Here is a 16,858-nt window from a genome sequence, read left to right as displayed (position 1 = left end):
GTGATGGACTACCCTGACAGTGTCACTCATCACAAATGAGAAAAGAGTTCTTATGACCAAGTTTGCCGTTCTCAAGAATGTCCAGCCGCAACCCGAGCTGGTGCGAGAGAACATCAAGAAGGACCCCGGATTCGGGCTCTACTTCACCGACCACATGGCCCATGTCAGGTACACCCTTGACGATGGTTGGCACGCTCACGAGGTGAAGCCGTACGGCCCGCTGGTGCTCGATCCTGCAGCTGCAGTGTTCCATTACGCGCAGGAGATCTTCGAAGGTATGAAGGTCTACCGCCACGCAGACGGCTCCGTCTGGACATTCCGTCCCGAGCGCAACGCTGCGCGCATCAACAAGTCCGCCGAACGTCTTGCGCTGCCGCAGATCTCGGAATCCGACTTCATCGAATCGATCAAGGCACTGGTCTCACTCGATCAGCAGTGGGTTCCCACCCCTGAATCCGAGGCCGACGAGTCGAGCCTGTACCTGCGCCCCTTCATGATCGCCACCGAGCGGTTCCTGGGCGTGCGCTCCAGCCATGAGGTCGACTACTACGTCATCGCCAGCCCCGCCGGACCCTACTTCTCCGGTGGCATCAAGCCCGTCTCGATCTGGCTGTCGCAGAACTTCAACCGCGCCGGCGCCGGCGGCACCGGATTCGCCAAGTGCGGCGGCAACTACGCGGGCTCGCTGGCAGCGCAGAACGAAGCTGCAGCCCAGGGCTGCCAGCAGGTGCTGTTCACCGATGCAGCAGAGAACAAATACGTCGATGAGCTCGGCGGAATGAACCTCATGCTCGTGACCAAGGATGGCCGCCTGCTCACTCCGGAGCTCGGTGATTCCATCCTCGACGGTGTCACTCGCCGGTCCCTGCTCGACCTCGCCCCGCAGCTGGGTCTGAAGCCGGAAGAGCGCAAGATCTCCGTCGATGAATGGCGTGAGGGAGCTGCCAATGGCGACATCGTCGAAGCCTTCGCCTGTGGCACCGCCGCAGTCGTGACTCCTATCGGCCGTGTCATCGGCAGCGAATTCACGATCGACCACGGTGAAGAGCCTGGTGAGAAGACCATGGAATTCCGTAAGACTCTGCTCGACATCCAGTATGGCCGCGCCGAGGACACGAACAACTGGATGGTTCGTCTGGCCTGAAGGCTGGGTTTGAGGCCTGAAGGCTTGAGGGCAGAGGGCTTTGGGCCTGAGGGCTGCTCAGACATGGTGGCTCACGTTGCCCCGCGTTGAGAGGGTTGGGTGCTGCGATTCCGATCGCTGCACCTGACCCTCTTGAGCTGCGCCTGACCTTCTTGAGCTGCGCCCGGCCCTTGTGGTGTATCAGCGACGAGCTGCATCAACGACGGTGCACATCAGTGAAGACGATTGTCACCGCAGTGCCAAGGCCGATTGAGATCGGGATGATCGAGAGAAGCGAACCTGGCTCAGGTGGGAGCAGCAGCGTGATTCCCAGCCACTGGGCCATGCCGGCGAAGAAGATTCCGCATGCACTGGCGCTGAGTCGAACCCGCCTGGGTGGGATTCCCGTTGCAAGTGCATCGACGATCGCCGACGAAGGCGGGACTCGGGTGCTGAGTCTCCGTCTTCCATTGCTGCATCGAAGCAGGCAGACAAGATTTGGAGAATTTTACTCACAAATGCGTTAAAGAGGTATTGTGGCCTCGTGTCTACTGCAACCTCGGCGTCCACGCCGACCGCTTCCGAAGTCGTCGCCAACCTTCCGTGGCGGTGGCGAACCCAAGGTGCCATCTTCATCATCGGCGGCCTCGGGTTCATGTTCGATGCTTGGGACGTGGCCCTCAACGGGTTCCTCATCCCACTGCTCAGCGACTACTGGAGCCTGAGCGTAGGCCAGGCCGCCTGGATCGCTACGGCCAATCTCATCGGCATGGCGTTGGGCGCCTTCATCTGGGGTGGCATTGCTGACGTGATCGGTCGCAAGAAGGCCTTCACGCTCACACTCCTCGTGTTTTCGATCTTCACCGTCGCTGGCGCCTTCTCTCCAGCGTTCAGCTGGTTCATCCTCTTCCGATTCCTCGCTGGGTTCGGGCTCGGCGGATGCATCCCCGTCGACTATGCCCTCGTCGGGGAATTCACCCCCAAGAAGCACCGTGGTCGGGTCCTGACGGCAATGGACGGTTGGTGGCCGATCGGCGCCTCGCTGTGCGCCTTCGTCTCTGCAATGCTGCTGGACGTGGGGGATTGGCGCCTCATCATGCTCGTCATGATCGTGCCCGCGCTGCTGACGGTGGCCGTACGCTTCGGAATTCCTGAATCGCCCCTCTACCTTGCTTCCGTCGGGCGGTACGCCGAGGCTGACGCCATCATCTCCCGACTCGTCGAGCGCACCGGCGCCGAGGTGACGACGTGGACCCACGATGTCCCCACCGTGGGCGCGACCGACACTTCAGGTGCCACCGGAACGACTGCAGCCCGGACCGCCGGTACGGGCGACGTCACCGGCGCGGCCCAGGTGCCGGTGAAGCCATCGGACTCGGCTGGAACGGTGACGTCCGTCAACAAGCAGCTTCGTGCAGCCAGCGGCCAGCTGGTCCAGCTCTGGCAGTACTCGGCGAAGACGACTCTCGTCTCCTGGTCGCTGTTCGTGTCCGTTCTCCTTGTCTACTACGCGGCACTGACGTGGCTGCCGGGCATCCTGAAGAAGCAGGGCTTGGGCGATCAGGCAGCATTCATGGTCACCGGGTCGATGACCGCGGTGGGCATCCTCGGCGTCATCGTCTCGGCTCTGATCGTCGAACGCGTGGGTCGAAAATGGGTGCTCGGAGTGACCTCGATCGTCTCCGCCCTCCTTCTGGTCGGCGCGGCAGTGTCCATCGAGGCCTCGGGTTCAGAGCTGACCTTCGCTGCCAAGGCCAGCATCATCGGGTTCGGGTTCGTCGTGCAGATCGCGATTCCCACTCTCTACACCTATGTGTCGGAGTTGTACCCGACGCGTCTGCGAGGTTCAGGCTTCGGCTGGGCATCTGCGGCCTCACGCATTGCAACCGGTATCGCTCCGCTGGTCTTCGGTGCATTCATGTGGCCAGTCCTCGGACTGACAGTGACCTTCATCCTCACGGGACTGCTCGTGATCGTGGCGGTGGTGCTGATGGGACTGCTTGCGCGCGAGACCACGGGCGAAGCGCTCGGTTGAGGCTCCAGTCGCTTGGCTTCACCTCTGACCTGGGCTGACACTGATCGAGAATCTCGTGTCAGGACCGACCGCTACTGTATTTGATATGGAAGCGGAGTCGGTTTCAGACGTGATCACTGAAATTCATCGGTGGCACGAAGTGCTGTCCGATCTGCCTCCGGCGCAGACGGAGGACGAAGCGATCGACAGAATCACTGCGCTGGAAGAACTGACCTCAGCGAGTGCGGCAGCTCAGGCCAGAGAGACGCTGACATTCGACATGCACCGTCGGAATCGTGAAGCCGAAGAAGGTATGTCGAGCCGCAGGCAGGGCAAGGGCCTCGGTGCCGAGATCGGATTGGCTCGGAAGGTGTCGCGGGCCAGAGGCAGCAACCTGCTCGGCTTCGCCCGGTCCCTGCTGCTGGATCTGCCGAAGACCTATGCCTCATTGAAGAGCGGAGACATTTCAGAGGAGAAGGCGCGAGTTGTAGCGAAGGAGACCGATTGGCTTCCCAGAGACAAGCGTCACCAGGTCGATGACCGGATGGCCGACCGCCTCGCCGAGGTGGGCGTCGGTCGCCTCGGCAACGAAGTTCGCGCTCTGGCTCAGCAACTCGACCAGAAAGCAGCCGTCGAACACCTCGACAGATGTGTGGAAGAACGTGCCGTCACCGTGCGTCCTGCACCAGGAAATATGGCCTATCTGACAGCGCTCCTGCCCCTGTCGCAGGCTGTGGCAGCGTATGCCAACCTGTCGAAATCGGCACAGTCCATCGTCGGGACAGGACAATCCGAAGGGCGAACTCAAGGACAGGTTATGGCCGATCTCTTGGTCGAGAGAACCACGGGCCAAGACAGTGCTGAGGCTATCCCTACCGAAGTCCACGTGGTGATGAATGAAAACAGCCTCTTCGACCCAGGTGAGACTCCGGCATGGTTTCCCGGCTTCGGCCCGATTCCGGCAAAGACGGCACGCGACTTCATCGCCCGGAACGAAGCCGCAGTCTTCATTCGCAGGTTGTACACGCGTCCGTCCGACGGACAGCTGGTCCGAATGGACTCGAAGCGACGTGAATTCTCCGGACTGCTTCGACGCATGGTGGTGATCCGCGATGACGTCTGCCGATCACCGTGGTGCGATGCCCAGATCAAACACGCGGACCACTCGCAGGCATTCGCCGCTGGTGGTGAGACCGTCTGGGACAACGCATCGGGACTATGCGCTGCCTGCAACTTCCTCAAGGAGCTGCCAGGTTGGCGACACGAGGCCACAGCAGAAGAGCTGGTCGTACGAACTCCCACAGGACACAGATATCAGATCGGCACCAGGCCGCTTGGGACCCCGACGACGAATTCCAGTGAGTTACCTCGCTCCAACCTCGCCAACGACCAGACGATTGATGAAGTCAGCACACCCAACACCTTCACGGTGAGGATTCCTCCATATCGAAAGGTCGAAGCGCCGAGGCTTGAGGGAAGATTCGAATCCCTCAAGGTAGATATGTGGCACAGTCGTGAAGAGCCGCCGAGCGAGGTGGAAATGTGCCTTGTCGGACAACTGGCCGAATTCGTCTCTGCACTCTGATCCACCTGGCACAGCACCATGTCATCAGCAGAGCATCATGTCCTTGGCCGCGCAGCGAGAATTCCCTCTGAGTTCAACTGCGCGACTGCCGACGTGGCTAGGCTGGGAGCATGGACGAATATGCCGAGCGTGAAGTTCCTGGAACTTCACCTGCAGAGCTCAACGTCGAACTCGTGTGGGGCGTGCCAGGCGGGCTGGGCCAAAGCTGGGAACCCGTCGGCTCCGCAGCTGGAGTCCCGGGACTGCTGCCTCCTCCCCACGAGGTCGAAGAACTTTATGCAACGGCGGCAGCCGAACCTCCTTTGAGCGAAGATCCGAAGCACGCGGCACTGTTCGGTAATCTCTACGACCTCTCGGTCCGAAACGGTCAGGTCCTCGTCGTGGCAGGGCGATCTGGCGGGCGCTTAAGATCGATTGCCTACGGACATTTCTGGTCGTGGCTGGAACAGGATTACGACTGGGCCCACGAGCTCCATTCGGCTCTTGGACACGCCGCTCAGACAATCGAATGGTCGTTCGCGCTCAACCTTTTGGCACGTGATCCTCTTCTGCGCAGTTCTGGTCTCGGACGGGCCACTCTGCAGACATGGCTGGCCGGAATCAGCGGATACAGCTGCTGGCTGCAGACAAGTGACATCGACAGCCCCGCCCGCCGACTCTATGAGAGTCTCGGCTTCTTCACACTCGGTCATGGGCCGCAGGCACCCAACGGCCAACCCGGGCTGGTGATGTTCAGACCAGCAGCCTGAGCCGAACCGTTCACTAGGATGGTGGCATGCGCAAAGAAGCTCCGTCAGACAATCAGAAGACCGAAACCTCCACCACGGCCACGGAGTCGCAGAACACTGCCCCGATGCCACACGACGAGAACCTGTGGCTCGAAGACATCCACGGTGACGCACAGATGGGCTGGGTCAAGGACCAGAACGCGAAGACCATCTCCCGGTTCCAGGACGACCTGTTTGACTCCATCGCTGGAGAGATTCGGACAGCCTTGGACTCCGAGGGCAAGATCCCGATGGTGGCCAAACGCGGTGAGCACTACTTCAACTTCTGGCGTGACTCCAACAATCCCAAAGGCCTGTGGAGGCGAACCACATGGGACAGCTTCGTCTCGGATTCCCCCGAGTGGGAGATCCTCATCGATCTCGACGAACTCGGGACAACTGAGGAGACGGCCTGGGTATGGGCCGGAGCGTCGGTGCGTCGTTCGGACGATTCCCGAGCGCTCGTCTCACTGTCTCCCGACGGTGGCGACGCCCACCGGGTGCGCGAATTCGACCTGGTGACCAAGACCTTCGTCGACGGCGGCTTCGACCTGCCCTCGGCGAAGACTCGCTTCGCGTGGTTGGACGACGACACGATCATCGTCGCCACCGATACCGGCGAAGACTCACTGACCACATCGTCCTATCCGCGTCAGGCACGTGTCCTCACACGCGGACAGGCCATCTCCGATGCCCCGATCGTCGCCGAAGTGCCCCGCGAGCACGTCGCTATCTTCGTGGGCAGCGATGTGGGATCGACAGCGGCCGATGTCACTGACAGGGCGTTCGCCATCGATGCCATCGACTTCTTCAATACGCAGCTCAGCTTCATCGACCTCGATGCAGTCACCGATGAGTCGGGGTCCGTCTCAACCGTCGCCTCGGCATGGGAGAACAACTGGACCGTCGTCGAGGTGCCGACCGATGTGGAAGTCGGGCTCGAAAGGGACCACGTCCTCTTCCGTCCCCAATCAGAGTGGATTCATGATGAACTCTCGGTCCCGGCCGGAGGTCTGGCCGTCGCTGACATCGCCGAGGTGAAGGCCGGAACAATCGCACCGACCGTCATCTTCACCCCGGATGAGCACACGGCCCTGCAGTCATGGACGTGGACACGGGACTACCTGATCCTCGAGCTGCTGACCGATGTGCAGTCGCAACTGACAGTTCTTGACCCGAATGACGACTTCTCGTCGTCTTCCCTGCCAGGAGTCCCCGCCAATCACATGGTCGGGTTGGTAGCCGTCGACAAGCATGATGACGCGAGCGCCAACGACTATTGGCTGGTGAGTACGGGGTTTCTGACTCCATCGACCCTGTCGTATGGGAGCCTGCTATCTTCGAAACGTGACAGTGAGCCCGTCGTCATCAAGTCGGCACCAGCACTCTTTCCCAGCGACGGGTTGAGTGTGGAACAGCACTTCGCCACCAGCGAGGACGGGACGAAGATCCCCTACTTCCAGATCGCCGACAGCACGCTGGTGCTCGATGGGAGCAACCCGACCCTCCTGGACGGTTACGGAGGTTTCGAAGTCAGCCGGACCCCGGTCTACTCCCCAGTCATGGGCATCGGATGGTTGGGTCGCACGACGACTGCAACCCGACAGGATCCCGCCGATCGGCAGGCCGATGAGACCGCCGAGGCACCGATTCCCGCAGGACGTCGCGGGGTCTATGTTCTCGCCAACATCCGCGGCGGTGGAGAATACGGGCCACGGTGGCACACCTCGGCGATGCGGGAGAACCGGATGCGAGCCTATGAGGACTATGCTGCCGTTGCCCGGGACCTCATCACACGTGGGGTGACGAGCCCGTCGAAACTGGCCTGTGCCGGCGGATCGAACGGTGGGCTGCTGGTGGGGAACATGCTCACGCAGCACCCCGAGCTCTTCGGAGCGATCTCGTGCGGGGTGCCTCTTCTGGACATGCGCCGCTACACCAGACTGAGTGCTGGCTATTCGTGGAAGGCCGAATACGGTGACCCAGATGTGGCCGAGGACTGGGCGTTCATCCAGAAGTTCTCGCCCTATCATCTGCTCGAAGACGGCGCAGACTATCCGCCCGTTCTGTTCTGGACGGCAACCTCTGATGATCGTGTCGGACCGGTGCAGGCACGGAAGATGGCCGCGCGGATGCAGGATCGCGGAATCTCGGATGTGTGGTTCTTCGAAGACACGGAAGGGGGACACTCAGCGGCATCGGACAACAGACAGGCGGCATTCACCCGGGCCCTGAGCTACCGGTTCCTGTGGAACTCACTGACCGGCGAGTGATCAAGTTCACAGCCTCGAAGAAGGCCCCGAGAGTAGGTTTGGAGACATGACGAACGACATGCACGAACCCGAGCGTTTTCACGCCGAATACAAGGTCATCGGCGGGAAGCTTGTTGTCGCCGATGTGGAGACCGATGGGAAGCACATCACCGAGATCAAAATCTCCGGTGACTTCTTCCTCGAACCCGAAGAGGCCTATTTCGACCTTGCCCCAGCTCTTGTGGGCGCCAGCGTCATCGCCGACAACGCGAATCTGCGGCAGCGCCTCGATGCGGCACTTGCCGGGTACGGCTCTGAACTGGCGATGCACGGATTCTCCACCTCGGACATCGCCACCGTCGTCCGCCGTGCTCTGGGGTCGGCGGCGAACTTCACCGACTTCGACTGGCAGGTCATCCGCGGCCAGGTGCTGCCCACGCAGGTCAATGTCGCTCTCGACCAGGTGCTGCTGGAGGAGGTGGCGGCGGGACGCCGGAAACCGACGCTGCGATTCTGGGAGTGGGACGACACCGCCACAGTGATCGGTGCCTTCCAGTCGTATGTCAACGAACTCCGCCCAGAAGGCATAGAGAAGTACGGCGTACAGGTTGTGCGTCGCATCTCCGGCGGGGGAGCGATGTTCATGGAAGGCGGGAACTGCATCACCTATTCGATGTTCGTGCCGCCATCGCTGGTCGCCGGCCTCGACTACGAGGAGTCCTACGTCTTCCTCGACCAATGGGTGCTGGCAGCGCTGAAGAGCCTCGGTGTCGAAGCCTTCTACAAACCGATCAATGACATCTCCTCTACCGGTGGCAAGATCGGCGGTGCGGCACAGAAGAGACTGCGCGATGGCACTCTGCTCCACCACGCGACGATGAGCTATGACATCGACGCCGACAAGATGGTCGAAGTCCTGCGTATCGGTGAGGCGAAGATCTCTGACAAGGGAGTCGCGAGTGCCAAGAAGCGCGTCGACCCCCTCCGCAGCCAGACCGGTGAAGCCCGCAAGGACATCATCGACGTCATGGCCAACACCTTCGCCGACCGCTATGGGGCAAGCTTCGACACTTTCACCGCCGACGAACTGGACAAGGCTCAGGCCTTGGTTGACGAGAAGTTCGGCACCGAGAAGTGGACACACCGGGTGCCATGAGTGTGTCCCCAGGCGATCAAGGCCCCTGGTGGCAGGCCCAAGCGATGGCCCTTGCCGTGGAAGCGCAACGCCGGGAGCGATGGCAGGGAACCGTGCTCATCATCGTCTCGGCCGTGTTCGTGGCGGTCTCGCTGCTGTGTATGTTCGTCGGCGTTCTCCGCTTGATCGGCCTGGTGTGTCTGGTCTTCTTCGGTGCCTGTCTCTTCGGCGGCATCCTGATGCGCAGGGGCTCCAATTCCCGGACCACCTTCGTGCTCACCCTGTGGGTGGCGCTGCTGATGGGGCTCGGGATGGGACTCCTGTTCATCTTCACACTCTTATCAGCGCTGACCTACGGGGCGAACGGTCATCAGATCGTGGTGCTCGTCGTCGCAGCAATCGGCTTCCTGTTCTTCGGAATCGGCGCCGTCGTGGCATTGGTGAAGGCTGGCCGAACGGGGCGGGAAGCCCGAGACCAATGGCAGAGCAGACGACCTCACGGGCCCACAGGGCGATGAAGGATGATGCTCTGACACCCGGTGCCAACTGCTGGTTCGAGGCCTCGTCGACAGATTCATTCGGGCCCCTGGCTCCGCTGAACGACGGCTTCGGACTCATCCCCGGAAGCGCCTGTCCGCACTATCACGGTGAACCCGGGCGGGTTGAGACTTTCCGAACATGGATCGAAGCCGGCCAGCTTCCGGGACCCGGGCTTGCCATCGATGACCATGCTGCGGTCGTCTTCGACAACTCCAGAGCCACCTCGGTGATTGCGGAGAAATTTGAGGCACACGCCTACGTCGTTGACGGCCGAGGCGAAACACGACTCGACGCCGGCGTCGACAACGATCCTGCGAACAGCACCCACACCCACGCCGGCACTGTGCCCAGACAGGTGCTGCGATGAAGGGTGAGCAGCAGACGGAGGCACACGCCTTCGCTCAGCGGCAGCCGCGCGGCGCCGCGTACCCTTCGTCTGCCAGCGCCGCATGCCCCTCCCCAGCCAGCGCCGTATCCCCTTCCTCGCCGGCGGAACAGCCCTCCTGACAGTTCGCCTTTTCGCAGGCGATGACGGTGTCTGGAAACATTCGGCACGGACCGTCGGACCACCTCGGCGATCTGGTCTGTAGGATTGGGAATCAATCAAGCCATACCCTGCACAAGGAGAGCCATGCGCCAGGTCGAACCGTCCGTAGAACTGCTCGCAAAACCCAGCATCGACTGGGAATCGATGAGGACATACCTCGACGAGGTGGGCGGAACTACCTGGGCGGATCGAGTCGAAGAGGCCGATTCTCCCGACGCCGAGGATCTGCTCGAGTTCTCCGGGCGCATGTGCTACCGCTCGTGGGAGCCGGGACTGAACCCGAACGTGTCCCGCGTGCGCACGGATTCGGCCCAGTACCTGGGCAACGTCATCGCCTCCCAGCATGGTTCGGTGCTCGAACACGCGAACTTCACCTTCGTGCTGCACAACGTCTCGCGAGTGCTCACACACGAACTGATCCGCCACCGTGCAGGATCAGCGTTCTCGCAGGAATCCCTGCGCTACGTCCGCCTGGCCGACATTCCGTTCTGGTTCCCCGAATGGGCGCGTGAGGACTCGGAACTCATGGAACGCTCGCTCACGGTCCTCGACACGCTCGAAGAGCACCAGAAGTGGATGGCCGAGCACTTCGAACTCGACGAAGCCAGCACCAAGTTCTCCCATAAGAAGCACATGACTTCCTTCATGCGTCGCTTCGCTCCAGAGGGCCTGGCCACTGGCATCGTCTACACCGCCAACCTCCGCTCCCTGCGTCACGTCATCGAGATGCGCACCGCCAAGGGCGCTGAGGAAGAGATCCGACTGGTGTTCAATAAGATCGGTGAGGCCATGCTCGAAGAGGCCCCAGCGATCTTCTCCGACTATGAAGTGGTCGACGGGGAATGGATCCCCGGGACCCGAAAGGCATGACATGGCTGACATCTACAACGCCGAACTCAACCCCGGGAAACTCGACGTCATCTCTGCCTGGCTGACCAAGCAGGCGTGGGCAGCCGGGGCCGATGTGGCTCCCGACTCGCTGCAGAAGGTCACTTCCTACCGGTTGGATGATCCGGAAGGCAAGGTTGGAGCCGAGATCCACATCGTCGCCGCCGGTGACCGTGTCTTCCAGGTGCCCCTGACCTACCGCGGCGCAGAGTTGTCAGGTGCCGACAAGCACCTGATCGCCACCATGGAACATTCCATCCTCGGCAAGCGCTGGGTCTACGCCGGGATGGGCGATCCTCTCTTCCGGCAGCGACTGGACCACACGATCGCCACCGCTGGAACGTCTGCGAAGCAGTACCGCGTCGACGATGAGGGCAACAGAATCGAAGAGATCACCGATGTGGCTCATGCCTGGGGCACGGGTCCGCTGGCCGGTGCCGAAGACGTACAGGTGCTGTATGAGCTCAATCTCGACTCTCCGGCTGAGGGATCTGATGCGGGACTGCTCTTGGGCCGCTGGTCGGGGCAGGAGTCCGCGGTCGTCCTCGCCGTCATGGTGTGACGGGCTGATGCGTCGATGAGTCAGGACTGCCTGTTCTGCGGGATCGTCGCAGGTGACGTGCCGAGCGCGAAGGTCGCTGAGACGGATACGACCTTCGCGTTCATGGACATCCAGCCGGGCTCCGACGGGCATCTGCTCGTCGTCCCGAAAAGTCACAGCACCGATCTGTGCGACATCCCGCCCGCTGACCTTGCCGACGTGGCGATCGAATCGCAGCGCATCGCGAAACAGGTCTTCGACGTCTGGGGTGCCGATGGAGTCAACCTGCTCAACTGCTGCGGCAAGGACGCCTGGCAGTCGGTGTTCCACTTCCATATGCACGTCATTCCGCGTTACCGCGACAAGGGCAAGGACCGGCTCAGGCTGCCGTTCGCACCCGGTGTCCGCGGTGACGCCGAGCTGAACGAGGACCTGGCAGCGTCGATGAGGTCGGCGCTGGAAGATCGCTGAGCCAACGCAGCGGCCGGAATGCACTGGGTCGACGACGAGAATCCACTGGCTCAACGACCCGTTTTCACCGATTGAGGTCGATGATCGTCATCCCCGAACCGGTGTTCGAGCCCAGAGCCTCCATGGCTGCAGGCGTGTCCTGAAGTCCGATGATGTTCGTGACCAGATCCTGCGGGCGCAGCTTGCCCTCGACGACGAGGTCGAGCATCTCCGGGTATTCGGCCGCGGCCATCCCGTGGGAACCCAGCACGCTGAGCTCGAGACCGATGACACGTCCCACGTCGACGACAGGTGGCGCGGCCAGCAGTCCGATCTGAACGTGCCGACCCAAGGGCGCCAGCGAGGCGATCGCGGCAGTGATCGTGTCCTCACGGCCGAGGGCATCCACGCTCACCGCCACACCATCGGGGCATCGATCCGAGAACTGCGCGATCACCTCGGCGGAGAGTTCGTCCGGGTTCTTACCGGTGGCGTTGACCGTGTGCGAGGCTCCATGCTCACGTGCCCGGTCAAGCGCAGCATCGCTGACGTCGACCGCGACGACCCGAGCACCGATGGCACGGGCGATCATGATCGCAGACAGGCCGACTCCGCCGCAGCCGAAGACGGCAACCGTCTCACCCTCGTGAAGGTTCGCCCGCACGCGCAGTCCGTGGAAGGCGGTGGCGAATCGGCAGCCCAGTCCCACCATCGCCGAGGCGGGGAGATCGTCTGGGACAGCGACGAGGTTGGCATCGGCGTTGTGGATGACCACCTGATCTGCCCAGGAACCGAAGTGGGTGAACCCGGGCTGAGTCTGATCGGGACACACCTGTGCGTTCCCGCTCACGCACCACCGGCAGCGACCGCAGCCGCACACGAAGGGCACAGTCACACGCTGGCCGGTGTGGAATTTCGTGACCTTGTGTCCCGCCGAGGCGATGCGTCCGACCAGCTCGTGCCCGGGCACGTGGGGCAGTGTGATCGTCGAATCGTGGCCTGACCAGGCGTGATGGTCGCTGCGGCACACTCCGGTGGCTTCGACGTCGATGACGACACCAGAACTGGGGGTGGAGGGAGGCTCGATGTCTCTCAGCTGAGGGAGGACAGAGAATTCTTCATAGACGATTGCGCGCACACATCGATCCTATGCAGAGGCGTTCCTGCTGCACAGCGCGGTCCACACTGTGTGCCGGCCGACGAGCTCTACCGGGCGTGGATTCCGACGTGGCTCAGAGCGTCAAGCAGTCGCTGCCGCAGAGCCTGGGCACGTACGGAGAAAGTTTTCTGCCGGACCATGTACTCGGTCTTGCCCGCGGCGGTTTCGATGGCGACGACACCGTAGCCCCATCCGCGCAGATCGTAGGGCGAGGCCTCCATATCGAGGGTGCGGATGTCGAGCGCCAGATCGAAGCAGTCGACGACGAGGTCGGAGGGGGCGATGGGGCCGATCTTCATCGCCCATTTGTACAGGTCCATTCCCGCGTGCAGACAGCCGGGCTGTTCGTTGGCCACCATGGACTCGCGGGTGGGTTGCAGGGTGTTGCGGGGCCGGGCGGGTTCGGTGAAGAAACGGAAGGCATCGTGGTGCGAGCACTGGATCCGGTGGCTCTCGACGACGGCATCGGTGGCCGCGTGGCTCAGGCGCAACGGCACCTGCTGGTGGCGGCGCTGCTCTTCGCTGAGTTTGTAGACCATCGCCCATTCGTGGATGCCGAAGCACCCGAAATTCGCCTCACGGTGGAGGGTCGACTGGAGCAGTGAGGCGATGAACTTCGCTCCATCGCCCCGGTCTTCGCGCCAGGCTTCGACATCGACCTCGGCGATCGTGCCAGCAGGGTTCGTTTGGTACCAGCGACGGTCGAAATAGGACCGGTCGGCGTCATTGGCCAGTTCGAGCCGCACGCCGGGGCCGGGATTCCACTTGGCCAACTGACCCGCTTTGAACGGATAGTAGGTGAATAGGAAGTCTTCGACCGGGTGCTTCTCGCCTTTGAACCGCCGGGCGAGGTGCGCATCGGTCCTCTCTGCGATCCGGGTTGCGTGATGATCACGCAGCGCACGCCACCTGGACGCGCTGATCGCAGCACCGGTTCCTTCGGCAGCACCACTGGCAACCCCATCGGCAGCACCGAGTGCGTCGGTGCTGTCGGCTGTCAGAGAGGCGGTGGAGGTCACCCCTTCATTGTCCCAGACCGTTTGGTCCCGCGCAGCGGGGGTGCCGTCAGCGGATCCTCGGGCCATGAATGCTTCGGATACCGTCCGCGGTTCTCCGCTCTGACGTGGGAATACGCATTTGCCCAGAAGGATGCGAGATCACTGGTGACCGCCAACGGTCGGCGGGCGGGGGACAGCAGGTGGACAACCACAGGAACCCGGCCCTCACACACGCTCGGAGCCGTCTGCCAACCGAAGCACTCCTGGAGCCTGACCGCGAGAACCGGTCCCTGCTCATACTCGGAATCCGAATCCACCAGGTCGGGATCAGGGTAGTCGAGGCGGATCCGTGAACCGCTGGGCACCTCGATGCTCACCGGCACCAACTCCTCGAGCCGGGCCGCCTGCGGCCAGGGCAGGAGCGTCCGCAGCGCCGACACCAGATCGACCTTGCCCGGGTCCGCCCCTCGTGCGATCCGATCCAGGGCCGCCGGGCACCAGTCGATCAGAGTCTGGGACAGCCGCGACCAGCGCACGTCCGGCCACGGAGCCCCATAGACGGCATGCAGCAGCCCCAATCGTGACCGCAGCTCTTCGAATGCCTCGCTGGGTCGCAGAATCTCGCGGGCCCCGCGCTGGCGCACAGACGCTGCGATCGCCGACCGAGCAAGATCCGGGCTCGCCTTGATCGGCGTGGCAGTGAGTTCTATGCCGCCGAGGCGGGTCCGTCGCACCGCACGCACCTTCCCGTGTTCGAAGGTCGCAGTCTCCTCGGTCGCCATCAGTCCGGCGCCTGCCAGTTCAGCGGTGTCCTCGTCGATGACCACAGCAGCCCTGATCACGGCGCGACCGCCCGAGAGTCCGACATCGGAGATCGCCAACCACGGGCTGCCCTGCAGGGACGAGTTCCGGGGCAGGGACGCCGCCGTGCCGGATGCCAGCAGATACTCGGAAGCAGAGGAACTGCGCAGCCGTCCGATCTGCAGCGGGTAGGCAAGCGCCACCACGAGACCCAGATCATCGGGGCGCAGGGAACCACCCCGTACTGGGCTGTGGCCTTGCGCTTGGTTGACTGCTGCGTCGCGTGCGGCAGCGCCGGGCGGATCCGAGAACTCCGTGGCCAGGCCCGCGAAGCGCTTCACATCGTGGATGAACCGCCTGTCCTTGCTGCGCCGCAGTTCGCGCAGTGTGGCCACGAGATCGGCGCCAGGAGCACGGTGGTCGGATTCGATCACAGCTATCGCCTCGGCTGCCGCGGTCGGGGACAGCATTGCGGCTCCGTCGAAGAGGCCTCGCGCCGACCACACAGAGGCGGGAATACGAGCGATGGCCTGCCCCAGCTCCGTCACGGTGACAGCGGCGTCCTCGAAGGCCCCAGCCTCGGCGCTCGCCCTGCTTTCACCGCCCGTCGACTCTGCGGATTCTGCGACCTCGATCGCCCCGAGGGCCACGAGATTCTCTATGGCCAGGCGGTGCGGGCCCTCTGGCATCGGATCCGGCAGCAGGTCCGTGTCGCCGCCCCACACCGCGAGGGTCAGGACCGCCGAAGTGAGATCGGAGGTCGCAATTTCTGCCGGCGTGTGCTCGGGCAGACTCGCCCAATCCGGTTCGGACAGGCAGCGATAGACAGTGCCCGGGCCCAGCCGTGAGGCACGACCACCACGCTGGGTTCCCGAGGCCTTGGACTCGCGGGTCGTGACCAGCCCCGACATTCCGCGACGAGTGTCCAACCGTGGACCTCTGGCCAGCCCCGAGTCGACGACGATGCTCACTCCGGGAACTGTCAGAGCTGACTCCGCGACCGAGGTCGACACAATCACGCGACGATGGCCAGCCTCGGCGGGATGGGGGCGCAGGATCGCATCCTGATCCTTGGCCGGAGTGCGTCCGAGCAGAGTGTGGACTTCTGTGCCCGCGCCGGTGTGAAGTGACCGGGTGATCCGTGAAGCGATCTCCTCGACTTCCCGGGCACCGGGGGCGAAAACGAGCACGTCGCCACTGTCGTGCCGAGACAGGGCATCGACGGCTGTTCGCGCCACGTGGTCGAGGAAGTCCCAGGTCACCCCGCGTGCATCCAGTGGTCGCTGTTTCGCCGGTGCCCATCTGACGTCGAGGGGATGGACCTCGGCGGCGACTGAGAGCATCACCGCAGGCTCCCCATCTTCGTCGGAGGAGATCCCGTCACAGAAGTCTCCGGCGGTGCTGTCTCCGACAGTGTTGTCTCCGGAGCCCAAGCGTCTCGCCCACATCCTGGCATCAAGGGTTGCCGACATGACGACGAGACCAAGGTCCTCACGCAGATCGATGAGCTCTCGGCACAGCGCGAACGTCAGATCGGTGTCCAGCTGCCGTTCGTGCACTTCATCGAGGATGACCGCTGAGACCCCTGCCAACTCGGGGTCGCGCAGGAGCCTGCTCAGCAGAACTCCAGTGGTCACGAACTCGATTCGCGTGTGCGCCGAGGTCCGCGATTCGCCGCGAACCGTGAACCCGATGTCCTCGCCGAGGCGGGTCCCCGTCAGCGTCGCCAGTCGCCTGGCCGCTGCTCGAGCCGCCATGCGTCTTGGCTGAGTGACGATGATGCGCCCCAGGTCAGCGGATGAACCAGCGGGCCCTGTCAGACTCGCGGACAGGTGCTCGGCGATGAGCGGGGGCACCAAAGTGGTCTTGCCGGTTCCTGGCGGGGCTTCGACGACCAGACGGGGGAAGCTGCCGACAGAGGAGTGCGCCAACTGGTCGATGAGCGCAGCAGCGGGCAGGCCCGCAGAGATGGTCTGCAGGTCGAAGGGTCGAGAATCGGGCATGCCCCCAGTGTCTCAGCCGACAGCCGGAAAGCCCGTGTGCCAGGGACTCAAGCGA

The 16,858-nt window shown here is 63.0% G+C and carries 14 protein-coding genes; 11 read left to right on the top strand and 3 right to left on the bottom strand.

Features of this window, described 5'->3' with window-relative positions; translation table 11 throughout:
- The first annotated feature begins 52 nt into the window (after positions 1-52).
- From JTF07_RS01190 to JTF07_RS01140, 11 genes are all read left to right on the top strand, one after another.
- Positions 53-1,144 (top strand): branched-chain amino acid aminotransferase, encoded by a 1,092-nt coding sequence (locus JTF07_RS01190; RefSeq protein WP_204232521.1) that lies wholly within the window; start codon positions 53-55, stop codon positions 1,142-1,144.
- 523 nt (positions 1,145-1,667) lie between these two features.
- Positions 1,668-3,158, top strand: a complete 1,491-nt coding sequence (locus JTF07_RS01185) for an MFS transporter (protein WP_204232520.1) — start codon at positions 1,668-1,670, stop codon at positions 3,156-3,158.
- Positions 3,159-3,267: 109 nt separating this feature from the next.
- Entirely contained in the window at positions 3,268-4,722 is a 1,455-nt protein-coding gene (locus JTF07_RS01180; RefSeq protein ID WP_353843842.1) for an HNH endonuclease, read from the top strand.
- A gap of 110 nt (positions 4,723-4,832) precedes the next feature.
- On the top strand, positions 4,833-5,471 hold the full coding sequence (locus JTF07_RS01175) for an N-acetyltransferase (protein WP_204232518.1): 639 nt from the start codon (positions 4,833-4,835) through the stop codon (positions 5,469-5,471).
- A gap of 26 nt (positions 5,472-5,497) precedes the next feature.
- Positions 5,498-7,762 carry a prolyl oligopeptidase family serine peptidase gene (locus JTF07_RS01170; protein WP_204232517.1) on the top strand — a complete coding sequence of 755 codons (2,265 nt, stop codon included), beginning with the start codon at positions 5,498-5,500 and terminating at the stop codon, positions 7,760-7,762.
- A 46-nt stretch (positions 7,763-7,808) separates the two neighbouring features.
- The gene (gene lplB, locus JTF07_RS01165) at positions 7,809-8,897 is read left to right on the top strand and encodes a lipoate-protein ligase small subunit (protein WP_204232516.1); all 1,089 of its coding nucleotides are present in this window, start codon (positions 7,809-7,811) and stop codon (positions 8,895-8,897) included.
- Positions 8,894-9,394, top strand: coding sequence for a hypothetical protein (locus JTF07_RS01160; RefSeq protein WP_204232515.1), 501 nt, complete (start codon positions 8,894-8,896; stop codon positions 9,392-9,394). The genes lplB and JTF07_RS01160 overlap by 4 nt, the downstream gene beginning before the upstream one ends.
- Positions 9,355-9,783 (top strand): Type 1 glutamine amidotransferase-like domain-containing protein, encoded by a 429-nt coding sequence (locus tag JTF07_RS01155; RefSeq protein ID WP_252199217.1) that lies wholly within the window; start codon positions 9,355-9,357, stop codon positions 9,781-9,783. Before JTF07_RS01160 ends, JTF07_RS01155 begins: the two co-directional genes overlap by 40 nt.
- A gap of 264 nt (positions 9,784-10,047) precedes the next feature.
- Entirely contained in the window at positions 10,048-10,833 is a 786-nt protein-coding gene (gene thyX / locus JTF07_RS01150; RefSeq protein WP_204232514.1) for an FAD-dependent thymidylate synthase, read from the top strand.
- A gap of 1 nt (position 10,834) precedes the next feature.
- On the top strand, positions 10,835-11,413 hold the full coding sequence (locus JTF07_RS01145; protein WP_204232513.1) for a maltokinase N-terminal cap-like domain-containing protein: 579 nt from the start codon (positions 10,835-10,837) through the stop codon (positions 11,411-11,413).
- Between the two features lie 15 nt (positions 11,414-11,428).
- Positions 11,429-11,863: an HIT family protein gene (locus JTF07_RS01140; protein ID WP_204232512.1), complete on the top strand. Its 435-nt coding sequence runs from the start codon at positions 11,429-11,431 to the stop codon at positions 11,861-11,863.
- A 64-nt stretch (positions 11,864-11,927) separates the two neighbouring features.
- Here the strand turns inward: JTF07_RS01140 and JTF07_RS01135 are convergent, their stop codons facing one another.
- The 3 genes from JTF07_RS01135 to JTF07_RS01125 form a co-directional block, all read right to left on the bottom strand.
- Positions 11,928-12,980 (bottom strand): zinc-binding dehydrogenase, encoded by a 1,053-nt coding sequence (locus tag JTF07_RS01135; protein WP_204232511.1) that lies wholly within the window; start codon positions 12,978-12,980, stop codon positions 11,928-11,930.
- A gap of 68 nt (positions 12,981-13,048) precedes the next feature.
- The gene (locus JTF07_RS01130; protein ID WP_353843841.1) at positions 13,049-14,020 is read right to left on the bottom strand and encodes a 3-methyladenine DNA glycosylase; all 972 of its coding nucleotides are present in this window, start codon (positions 14,018-14,020) and stop codon (positions 13,049-13,051) included.
- Complete coding sequence (locus JTF07_RS01125) at positions 14,017-16,803, bottom strand: ATP-dependent RNA helicase (RefSeq protein WP_204232510.1); 2,787 nt, start codon at positions 16,801-16,803, stop codon at positions 14,017-14,019. The genes JTF07_RS01130 and JTF07_RS01125 overlap by 4 nt, the downstream gene beginning before the upstream one ends.
- Positions 16,804-16,858 lie beyond the last annotated feature (55 nt).

The organism is Brevibacterium sp. RIT 803, assembly GCF_016892625.1.
Lineage (GTDB): Bacteria > Actinomycetota > Actinomycetes > Actinomycetales > Brevibacteriaceae > Brevibacterium.
This window is presented reverse-complemented; position numbering and strand designations above follow the sequence as displayed.